The organism is Chitinispirillales bacterium ANBcel5 (assembly GCA_029688955.1).
Classification (GTDB): Bacteria; Fibrobacterota; Chitinivibrionia; order Chitinivibrionales; family Chitinispirillaceae; genus Cellulosispirillum; species Cellulosispirillum alkaliphilum.
The window spans coordinates 23,607-34,155 of the sequence record JARUKZ010000045.1; the positions used below are offsets into that span (position 1 = coordinate 23,607).

Below are 10,549 nucleotides of genomic sequence, written 5' to 3' on the forward strand. Positions count from 1 at the left end.
TCTCTGTAGCTAAAAAAAGCATCGGTGGAGATACTCACAGTTTCTGGCAACCACAGCTAGCCGCCGCAGCAAGCTCCCCAACAATTTTCTCCACTATCTTCTGGCAATGCACTTTAAACCGGACTAAACCAGGTAGCACCCCAAAGCGATGTCACAATTATCACCAAAGCCAGTCCCCATACATAGAAGGAGAAAAATTTTAGACGCGCCTTGTAGAGTAATTGCAGAACAAGATAGAGCGCAGCGATTCCAACGAGTGCAGAAACTACAAATCCCACAATCATAGCAATGATACTAATCTCCTGCAATCCACCAGCCGTAGCGACCTCAATTCCCTGAATTAGAGTTGCGCCAAGAATAGTGGGAATCGCAATGAAAAAGCTATACTCTGCAGCCCAACGTCGCTTCAATCCGGCAAACAATCCAAAGGCTATGGTGGTGCCGCTACGACTAAGTCCCGGCATAAGCGCCAAACCCTGTCCGATTCCAACCGCCAAAGCAACCTTAGAATTTAGCAGCCTTAAACCAAGAGGCCTGCTGGGTAAGACATCAGTCCAGTAGAGTAAAATTCCTGTTGTTATCAATGTCGCTGAAATCATTAGTGGATTGGCAAATATCCTCTCAAACATCGCTTTTGCAGGAAAACCAACAAGGCCTGTTACAAACACTGAAAGCAGCCCAAAGAGTGCCAGGCGTACATAAAGTTTGCCCACCGAGTCCTTACCCCCACGTAACCGATCGTTAAAACCGGCCCAGGATTTTTTTAGAAACGTTCCAAGACTTTTCTTGAATACAACTACAATTGAGACCAATGTTCCCACATGGACCACCAGGTCAAATAAAATCATCTCAGGGGAATCTGGCGGTGGGAGCTCCGACCCCGTTGCTATAAACAAATGCTGAGTCAGCGCAAGGTGGCTTGTGGAGCTGACCGGGAAAAACATGAATATACCTTGCACTATACCAAGAACAACAGCTTCAAAAAAACTCACATGGTTCTCCTGCCATAATTAATAAATACCAGCTTAATCAGCTCACGATGAATTTACCCTACATAGTTTGTAAGGAATGGAAGTATGAAAATACTATCTAAAGCAAGGAAAATACCAGTTTCAGGCACAAAAAACCGTGCGCTTTATTTCTTTTCATCCTCTTTATATCCCAAGCACCATACTGCTTGACTTTTCTTTTCAGGCTCAAACTAATCTGTCATTTTTAAACTTCTTTTCTCTTTACAATTGATTTACATGTAATCTTGCAATGTGGCCACAATTGCCCACGGAATTATGTTTGGAAACTCCTTTGTTGATCCATAATCCCCTTTTTGTTGTTATATTACTTTCAGATACAGTGAAACTTTTATTTAATAAAACATTAATATCTCACCAACGGAGGCTCACTATGAAATTCAGGCTCTACAAGCTACTAAGTTTTTTGATTATCATGGTTTCATTTTCCTATGGCGAACCTGATTTCTCACTTGTCGGTTTTGCATCAATGAACGGTGGCACAACAGGCGGTGCCGGGGGTGATGTTTTCTATGCAAGTGAATACGCAGCGGCAGGATACGATAATCCAGGAGAATATGTCTACCAGCTACTGAGAAGTTACCGAGATGGTAATTATTCAGGAGAAGGTGAAGCAAGAATTATCATATATATAGATGTAACTATTCATGAAGATAATTTTGGCAGAAGTAAGATGAACCTTAAAGATATGTCCAATGTTTCTATCATTGGGGTTGAAGACAAAGGAATATTTACAGGAGTCGGTTGGACTGTAAGCCGCGCTAACAACGTGATATTTCGCAACCTTACCATCCATCACGTATCTCAAGGTGAAGGAACTGGAATTGAACTAACCAATAACAGCCATAACATTTGGATTGATAGAAACACTTTTTTCAGCGAAGGCCCCGATACGTTCGATGACAAGGACTACTACGATGGCCTTGTGGATATTAAAAGAGGTGTTGAATATGTCACTGTTTCGTGGAATATTTTCCAAAACAGCTGGAAAGCTTCTCTTCTTGGACACAATGACAATGCTTCTCTAGCACCAGATAAAATCACCTATCATCATAATATATACAGAAACATAAACTCAAGAACACCTCTTATCAGATTTGCCACCGTGCACACATTTAATAATTACTTTAAAGATATTGAATCATCAGCCATAAATTGCAGAATGGGAGCACAGGTTAAGATAGAAAACAATTACTTTGATAATGTAGGCTCCGGAACCGAGGATGGACACGCTGGGTATATACAGGGGCCGGTGGGGCACTGGTATGGCAGCAGTGAGCAGGGTTACTGGGACGTTACAGGAAACATCGTCGTTAATTCTCCCACCGATCATATGGAATCAAATACATCTGTGGATATTCCATACCACTATTCTCATGTGCTTCATGATGCTGCGGATATTCCTGAACTCCTCCTGCAATGGGCAGGTGCACCCGGGTCCTTACCCGACTCAAACGACCCTGTCGATCCAGTGGACCCTGTCGATCCGGGTACTGAGCACTTCATTCTTTCTTTACATACTGAAGGAAATGGATTTCTAGAGAAAAGTCCGAATCAGGAAGATTTCCCTTCCGAAACTGTTGTTGAAATCACAGCATCAGCTTTAAGCAACTGGGAATTTTATGAGTGGAGCGGAGATTTAGATGGAAACGTTAATCCCGTATCGGTAACAATGGACAGCGATAAGAATATCACTGCAGTTTTTGTCTACACTGGTGAAGGTGATAATCCTGAGCCAGACTTCTCACTTCAGGGATTTGCCGGTGTTGGCTTTGAAGTAACCGGTGGTGAAGGTGGTGAAGTGGTAACTGTCTCAACAGCTGAGGAGTTGATAGATTATATGTTCAGACAGGAACCCTATGTAATTCTTATCGATGGTGAGATTGAATTACCCGAAAACCCAAACAGTCCTCATGGAAAAGCATCAGACAGAATGCATGAAATAGCTCCCAATAAAACACTTTTCGGTCTGGAGGGAGCCCACATAACAAGAGGCGGATTCAATATCAGGGGTACACGAAACAATGGTGAAGCTGCAACATCAGAGCCACTGATAGCAGATTTATTTGACTTTGATCCAAACGGCGAAATAACTCCAAACAATATCATTATACGGAATATCACATTTTCTGATGCAGTTGATGATGCAATCAATATCGAAGAGGGTGCAAGTCATATCTGGATAGATCATAACCTCTTTATAAACGCAGCAGATGGAGCCATCGATATAAAAAGGGAAGCAAGCTATATTACCATTTCGTGGAATGAGTTTCGGGATAACGATAAGACATCTCTTGTGGGCCATGCTGATAACCATACTTATGACCGAGGTTTTATGAAGGTTACCTATCACCATAATCTATGGACCAACAACAACCAAAGACAACCGAGGGTACGGTTTGGCGATGTCCATGTATTTAACAATTACTATTATACCGAAAAGAGAGATTACATCTGGGGTGTCGGTGTAGAGGCATCGATAATTAGTGAAAACAATCACATTGAGCGGGCGCATAGAATAGCAAGAATTTACGGAGGTGAAGAGATTAGTGACATAGGGTCAATTTTTCCGGGAGAAGATGATATGGATCATCCGTGGGAGGATGGTTTTACTGCGTTTTCACGAGACCAGATGCGCTGGAATCCTATTAGCTTAGAGGGGTATCGATACACACTCAATGCTGTTGAACATGTTGAATACCTTGTAAATAATTATGCAGGAGTGGGGGTTATAAGCTATGAAGATATTCCTACTAGTATTGTAAGAAGCAGCAATGTAACAAACGAGTTTGATGTAGTAAGAATATCTCAGAATCCGTTTTACAGGTTAACTGAGGTAACTTTCAGTTTAAGTGAAGGTAGCACTGTAGGTATCGAGCTACTTGATATCAGAGGACGGGTTTTGGAGTCCTTTACCGGAAGTAAGCCCGTAGGTGTTCACACACACATGTTTGATGTTTCGAGACTTTCTTCAGGTCTGTACTTAGTGAGATTGAGAGCAGGGAAAAACAAACAGGTAAAAAGCTTTAACATTTACCGTTAAGAGATAATTACAATAGTTTGATTCTTCAAAAAGAGAAGCAGTGATAAAATCTGCTTCTCTTTTTTTTTAGGTACTGTATGTCTTAGAATAAAGTTCATACGATCTGCAATTGACACTGTGCTCCCTATTATTCAAAAACGGGGAGAGTGTAAGAGTATAAGTGTATGGGTAGTGGAGTAATAACCGTCAGTGTTTTCAGTTACTTTTGCATCTTTAAGGGTTAAAGTATTTGGGGTGATGGGTTTGGGGCGGGGACGGACTGCTTTATTGTGTTTGTTTTTGGCCTTTTTTGCGATCTTTAGGGGACGGACTGCCCATTCTTGTGATTCCCAAATCTGAGATTCCTTTTTCATATTCATAAATAACCATGGAAGAGAATAAACTCTAATCAGAAAAATTTACAGTGATTTGAGGGCTTATAATGGCATGCAATAAACGAATGGAGAACCCTTAACATACTGGCATCATTTCTGCTATTGCTTTTTTTACCCGCACTATTAAAACCCTTAAACGAAAAAAGGATAGCTCATGCCACGCACCCGACGTATCGAAGAAGCTGGCTCTTTTTATCACATCATGGCACACTCGATAGAAGGTAAAGACATGTTCCTGGATGATGATGACAGGTATGAATTTCTTTCAAGACTTGAAAAGGGGTTAAATAAAACTGGCTTTGAGTGCTATACCTGGACTCTAATGGATAATCATTACCATATGCTTATCAGAACAAATCACCTAAGACTGGAAAAGCTGATGAGAGGATTAAATGGCGGGTATGCACAGTACTACAATCATAAGTATAATAGGACGGGGTATCTGTTTCAAAACAGGTTCAAATCAGCTCTATGTCAGGATCAGGACTACACAGCTCAGCTAGTAAAGTATATTAATTTGAATCCTCTTAGGGCCGGAAAAGTAAAGTCTCTTGAGCAGCTTAAAGCTTATACCTGGTGTGGGCATGGGTATTTGTTAGGCAAAAACTGCGCTCTGGGTAAAAATTTTCAAAGTCGGAAGGATTGCTTACGCCGCTTTGGGAAGGAAGAGATAGAAGCGGTTGAGAATTATCTCAAGTTTTTGGAAGAAAACTACGTGGAAGAAAGCCCGCAAGAGGCAGGTAGTCTTTCTGAGACTGAAAAAAAAGAAATAGTTAAATCGTGCAAAGGATGGCCTGCGGTTATAGGAAAAACTGAATTTGTAAGTAAAACAATGGAAAAGTATTGGAGTAATATGAACGGAAAGTATCGCAGAGGTGATTACCTCTTTATTCTGGAAAAAACCGCCCAATGGGTTTGCAGAAAGCACAATATAGAATTACATGAGTTATTCAAACGAGGTTGGAAGAACAACAGGTCGGAAGCAAGAATTCTTTTTTGTAATCACCTCTATAAAAAAGAACTGATTCCAATTTCTGTCATAGCTCAGTACCTTAAGATCACAATCAGTCCGGTAGTAAAAATGATAAATGCTGGTGAAACTTATTACAAAACTGGGAACCAACTGAACAAAGATGATCCTTTACATTGAACTTAAATGTGGTTCAACAATTTCTATGCGTCGAATTTGTTAGCTTCTATACCCTCAACGTAACCTGAAATAAGTACATAATTAAGAGCCAAAATTTATTTCGGTTGTTGATTTCCATTTAGGTATTTTGCCTAATTACAAATTCTTTCTACACCCATCCACTCATCAAAAAATGAACTACCAGGTCATCCTAAAAGATTATAGATCCTGATTGTTTGAATAATCGTACTTTTTTTGCATTTGGTGAGCATATAGCTGGCAGCAGTCCGTCCCTTGAAACCTCCTGTCACCTCATGGTCCGTCCCCTAAAACCCATCCTGCGTTGCATAAAAAAATTAGCACTCCGTCCCCCCACACTCCACAGCCCCCCCCCTTCTCTCTATCCCATTAATAGTGTGTTCTATACCTGACATTTTTTGTATATTCACCATATGTACTGCTTTATTGTAATAAAAAGGTGATTATGTTATGGGTGATTCAACAAAAGACATACTAATTCGTTCTGTTACTATCGACGATTTGGCCCCCATTTTTCATTTGGGTGAAAAGGTTTTCACATCACAGGATTATTCAAACCTCTACAGAACCTGGGATGAATATGAAGTTACAGCCCTGTTTAACAGCGAAGCCGAATATATGCTTGTTGCTCAATCTCAGGAAAATGTGGTAGGGTTTGCCATGGGTACTGTCATAAAAAAGGCACGCTCTGCCTGGAGCTACGGACATCTTCTGTGGTTGGGCGTTGATCCCCAATGCGGCCGCAGCGGTGTTGGGGGTAAGTTATTTGAACGGTTTAAGGAAATTATGGCTGAAGCTGGTGTCCGGATGCTAATCATAGACACTCAGGCCGATAACAAACCTGCAATCAACTTTTTTAGCCGTCTGGGTTTTGAAAACCCAACCGATCATGTTTATATGACCCTCAATCTTACCAGCGATGACTAATAAAAAACGAGGAACAAAAATGTACCAGCATGGAATATCAATACAACAAAAACGCCTGATGGATCTATTTCGGGATATGGTAAACATTTACAGCCCTTCGGGAAAAGAGGAAGACTTAACAACCTTTCTGTGGGAGTATATAGCTTCTAAAGGGCTGGCGATAAAAAAACAACCAGTGGATGAGAGCAGATGTAACTTATTGATCTCTTCGGGCAGAGCAACTCCAGACACGCTGTTTCTTGGCCATATAGACACAATAGCAGCTCCCGACATTGAAAACTTTGAATACAATGAACGTGGAGGGGTTTGTTTTGGTCTGGGAAGTGCAGATATGAAAGGTGGATGCGCAGCGCTTATAGAGGCGTTTCTTACTGCCGCGATGGGTAATTTTTTGCCCGATAATGTTATGCTTGCTTTGGTTGTAGGGGAAGAGGAAAACGGTGATGGAACAAGTGTGCTGCTGGATGAGTACAGTTTTAAAAGAGCACTTGTGGCTGAGCCTACAGATTTAACCCCCTGTCTGGACCATTACGGTTACATTGAAATGAATTTGCGCACATTTGGGGAACGACGCCATGCTGCTCTTTCAGATCACCAATTCAATGCTATACGGGCAATGCTCCGTTTTCTGTTAAACCTTGAAGAATATGTTGAAAGTAGTAAACCTCACGCAGCTTTAAATATTCGGGACCTTCACAGCTCAGAATCAGGTTTTGCTGTTCCGGACAGCTGTGCGGTAAGCATCGATTTTCATATTCCACCTGACTATAGTACCAGATCATACATGGATTCACTTCTGCCTTTTATAGAATCCAGAATGAATCAGAGCGACGCTTCCCGCCATGAGCTGGAGTTCCCTACTTTAAGTAATGGTTTTAGGGTAGGTGAAGACGAATCACTTTCTGTTCAGTTGAAAGATATTTACAACGGATCGGGGCTAAAATGGAATCCCGGTGCTTTTAAAAGTCATTCTGATGCTAATTTACTTTTTGAATGTGACTGCAAACCTATTATCCTTGGCCCTGGACAACTTGCAAAGGCTCACACTATCGATGAATCGGTTACTGCTGCACAGGTAATAGACGCAGCAGAAATATTTACCCGTCTGCTCTTTCACCAAAGCAGCTCTTAAGTAGGGTTTTTGCCAGTAAGGTTTAAAATAGTTGTAGGCTGTTTTTTTCTGATCTTGGTTGTTTTTTACAGTACAGAGAAGGCTTTTTTTAGCGTGGTGCCTTTTTAAATATCTGCAATTTATATCTTTGTAACTCGATTCACTCCAATTCTTAAGCACATAGATGGTGTATTTCTTTAAAATACTAAAGGATTCTATGTTTCATAATCGATGTTTAATTTCACTGGAATTTTTTTGATTATTGACACAGATGCCATCGATATTTGTGGTCATTCGCCTAAACATTCATCATTCAGACATTTTTTTTTGTATCTTAAATTTAAAAGTGTTATTTCTGGCAGGGATACTAAAAAGCTACAACTTTTAATATAGATCCAATGTGTTGATTCAAATACACGTTCTGAATGAAAATTTATTTCTTGATTAGGAGTGGGTAAAATGAAGCATTTCTATTTAAAATGGAGTCTTATTTGTTTAATCGCTTCAATGTGGGGATTTTTCACACCAAATGAAGCTTTTACTATTAACGGTAGACAAGTTCTCGATGCAAATGGAAATGAGTTTGTGATGCGGGGAATCAATTACCCACACACATGGTTTGAACACCAGCTAAGTTCTCAAATTCCTGCTATTAAAGCGACTGGTGCTAATTCTGTAAGAGTTGTATTAAGCAATGGAGCCCATAGTGGAAACTGGGGAAGAAACAGTGCTTCTGATGTAGAAAATGTTATCAACATCTGCCTAGAAAACAAGTTGGTACCCATTCTCGAAGTTCATGATTGTACAGGTTATGGAGATGAATATGCACCACAAGCAGCTCACATAAGTACTGCTGTGGATTATTGGATAGAAATTAAAGATGTATTACTGGGCAGAGAAGATGAAGTGATAATCAACATTGCTAATGAACCGATCGGTAATGTTGACAATCCTGCACAGGTTTGGAAAGACGACCACATCACTGCTATACAAAGACTTCGTGACGAAGGTTTTAGACACTTGTTAATGGTTGATGCACCGAACTGGGGTCAGGACTGGAGCAATGCAATGCGTGATGGCACTACCGCACAGGAGGTTTTTGATGCAGATCCCCAACGAAACATAATTTTTAGCGTACATATGTACGAGGTTTATGCTCAGGCAAATAGAGTAAACCAGTATTTTGATGCCTTTGTCAGTAAAGACCTGCCTTTGGTAGTAGGCGAGTTTGCTGATACTCACAAAAGAAATGATGTAGCCTGGCAAGCTATTTTGGATGGTTGTGAACAGCATGGTTTTGGCTATATTGGTTGGTCATGGATGGGCAATACACCAGGAGCACCCGATTATTTGGATGATCTTGACATGGTACAGGGGTGGAATGACCATACCCTTACACCCTGGGGTGAAAACTTGATCAATGGAAGAAATGGTATTGCCGAAACATCTGTGGAGGCCTCGATTTTTTCAGACGATGAGGATACAGACCGCCCCCCGATAGTATCTGTCATTTCACCTGACAATAACTCAACCTTTACCCCACCTGCTACCATAATTCTTACTGCAACCGCTAATGCTTTCAATGCCGATATAAGCCGGGTAGAATTCTTTAGAGGTGATACCAAACTGGGAGAAGCGACATCTGCCCCGTATTCATATGAATGGAGTGAAGTAGATACAGGTACGCATCTGATAACAGCCAGAGCAACTGACAGTAAAGATCAGACAACAGCATCAACACCTGTAACGATAATAGTAGGTGATGATGAGGATGAAGGTATACCGGGCGATAACGAACTGCTTATTAATGGCGATTTCTCTGCGAGTGGATACCCCTGGGTCCTTAACACTCATGATGGTGCTGCTGATGGTGAGCCTGTAGAAGGTGTTTATACCATTCAAATTACAGATCCCGGTGAAGAACCCTGGAATGTTCAATTTATCCAGTCAGGACTCACCATTGAAGAGGGGGCTCACTATGTTCTCTCGTTTAATGCCAGTGCAGAGTCAGAAAGAACACTTAGTATAAATGTTGCAATGAATGATGAGCCGTATACATCGTTTATGAATGGTGGTCACACTATCTCACTTACTACATCAATGACACCATTTGAGTTTGAATTCACCATGGAGGAGCCTACATATACTGATGCAAGAGTGGAGTTTAATGCAGGAGAGGTATCGGATGCAACGGTGTACATAAGTAATGCAAGCCTCAAAAAAGTCTCTTCGCCAACTTCTGTTTCTCTAACTCCAAACTTCAGAGAGGACAATTTAAATATCACAACGCAGGTATGCGCTTCTTCAGTACTTATTTCTTTCGATGCGATTGCGGTTAATAACACGAAGCTAAGTATCTATGATCTCAAAGGTAGTCTAATCAGTACAACAATTATTACTCCCGACAGAAACGGAAGATTTGAGTATAGAATGAACCGTTCTGATATCTCAAATGGACACTATCTTCTACGGGTTTCAAATGGTAAACACGTTCACCGGTCAGTATTAAACCTGGTACGATAATAAAGTGAGATGTGAGATTGAATTAATTCTTTAATCTCACAAATTTTCCATTTACACTTATATGGCACGAATAGGAATAAAGACATCTGTAATATTCTCATCTTTTTTAATCAAATCAACCCTTCCCTATTCTTACGCCTCAGGACTGCAAACTTTTCTGCATGTCTCTTTTTACATCCTTCAGGGACATTAATCAATGCTCTTTACCAGAAACACATCTTCTCCTGCCACATTGAATCCATTTTTAACATAAAAGCTGTATTTTCAGGGAAAGTTTTTCGAACTATTATTTTTTTCTAATTAGTGTTATACTGCTAAAAATAAACACAGTCCGTCCCTTAAAAACACAGTCCGTCCCTTAAAAACACAGTCCGT

Annotated in this window: 6 protein-coding genes; 5 read left to right on the plus strand and 1 reads right to left on the minus strand. The window is 40.6% G+C overall.

Features of this window, described 5'->3' with window-relative positions:
- Nucleotides 1-113 precede the first annotated feature (113 nt).
- Nucleotides 114-992: an undecaprenyl-diphosphate phosphatase gene (locus QA601_16735; GenBank protein ID MDG5816746.1), complete on the minus strand. Its 879-nt coding sequence runs from the start codon at nucleotides 990-992 to the stop codon at nucleotides 114-116.
- Nucleotides 993-1,401: 409 nt separating this feature from the next.
- Here QA601_16735 and QA601_16740 point away from each other — a divergent pair, with 409 nt between their 5' ends.
- From QA601_16740 to QA601_16760, 5 genes are all read left to right on the plus strand, one after another.
- Nucleotides 1,402-4,071, plus strand: a complete 2,670-nt coding sequence (locus tag QA601_16740; GenBank protein MDG5816747.1) for a T9SS type A sorting domain-containing protein — start codon at nucleotides 1,402-1,404, stop codon at nucleotides 4,069-4,071.
- Nucleotides 4,072-4,599: 528 nt separating this feature from the next.
- Nucleotides 4,600-5,595 (plus strand): transposase, encoded by a 996-nt coding sequence (locus QA601_16745; GenBank protein MDG5816748.1) that lies wholly within the window; start codon nucleotides 4,600-4,602, stop codon nucleotides 5,593-5,595.
- Nucleotides 5,596-6,063: 468 nt separating this feature from the next.
- The gene (locus QA601_16750; protein MDG5816749.1) at nucleotides 6,064-6,540 is read left to right on the plus strand and encodes a GNAT family N-acetyltransferase; all 477 of its coding nucleotides are present in this window, start codon (nucleotides 6,064-6,066) and stop codon (nucleotides 6,538-6,540) included.
- 19 nt (nucleotides 6,541-6,559) lie between these two features.
- The gene (locus tag QA601_16755) at nucleotides 6,560-7,672 is read left to right on the plus strand and encodes a M20/M25/M40 family metallo-hydrolase (GenBank protein MDG5816750.1); all 1,113 of its coding nucleotides are present in this window, start codon (nucleotides 6,560-6,562) and stop codon (nucleotides 7,670-7,672) included.
- 438 nt (nucleotides 7,673-8,110) lie between these two features.
- On the plus strand, nucleotides 8,111-10,174 hold the full coding sequence (locus tag QA601_16760) for a cellulase family glycosylhydrolase (protein MDG5816751.1): 2,064 nt from the start codon (nucleotides 8,111-8,113) through the stop codon (nucleotides 10,172-10,174).
- Nucleotides 10,175-10,549 lie beyond the last annotated feature (375 nt).

Bases quoted from the DNA above. Each gene is read 5' to 3' on its own strand.
- QA601_16750 (MDG5816749.1), top strand. From the start codon at position 6,064: ATGGGTGATTCAACAAAAGACATACTAATTCGTTCTGTTACTATCGAC.
- QA601_16745 (MDG5816748.1), top strand. From the start codon at position 4,600: ATGCCACGCACCCGACGTATCGAAGAAGCTGGCTCTTTTTATCACATC.
- QA601_16760 (MDG5816751.1), top strand. From the start codon at position 8,111: ATGAAGCATTTCTATTTAAAATGGAGTCTTATTTGTTTAATCGCTTCA.
- QA601_16755 (MDG5816750.1), top strand. From the start codon at position 6,560: ATGTACCAGCATGGAATATCAATACAACAAAAACGCCTGATGGATCTA.
- QA601_16740 (MDG5816747.1), top strand. From the start codon at position 1,402: ATGAAATTCAGGCTCTACAAGCTACTAAGTTTTTTGATTATCATGGTT.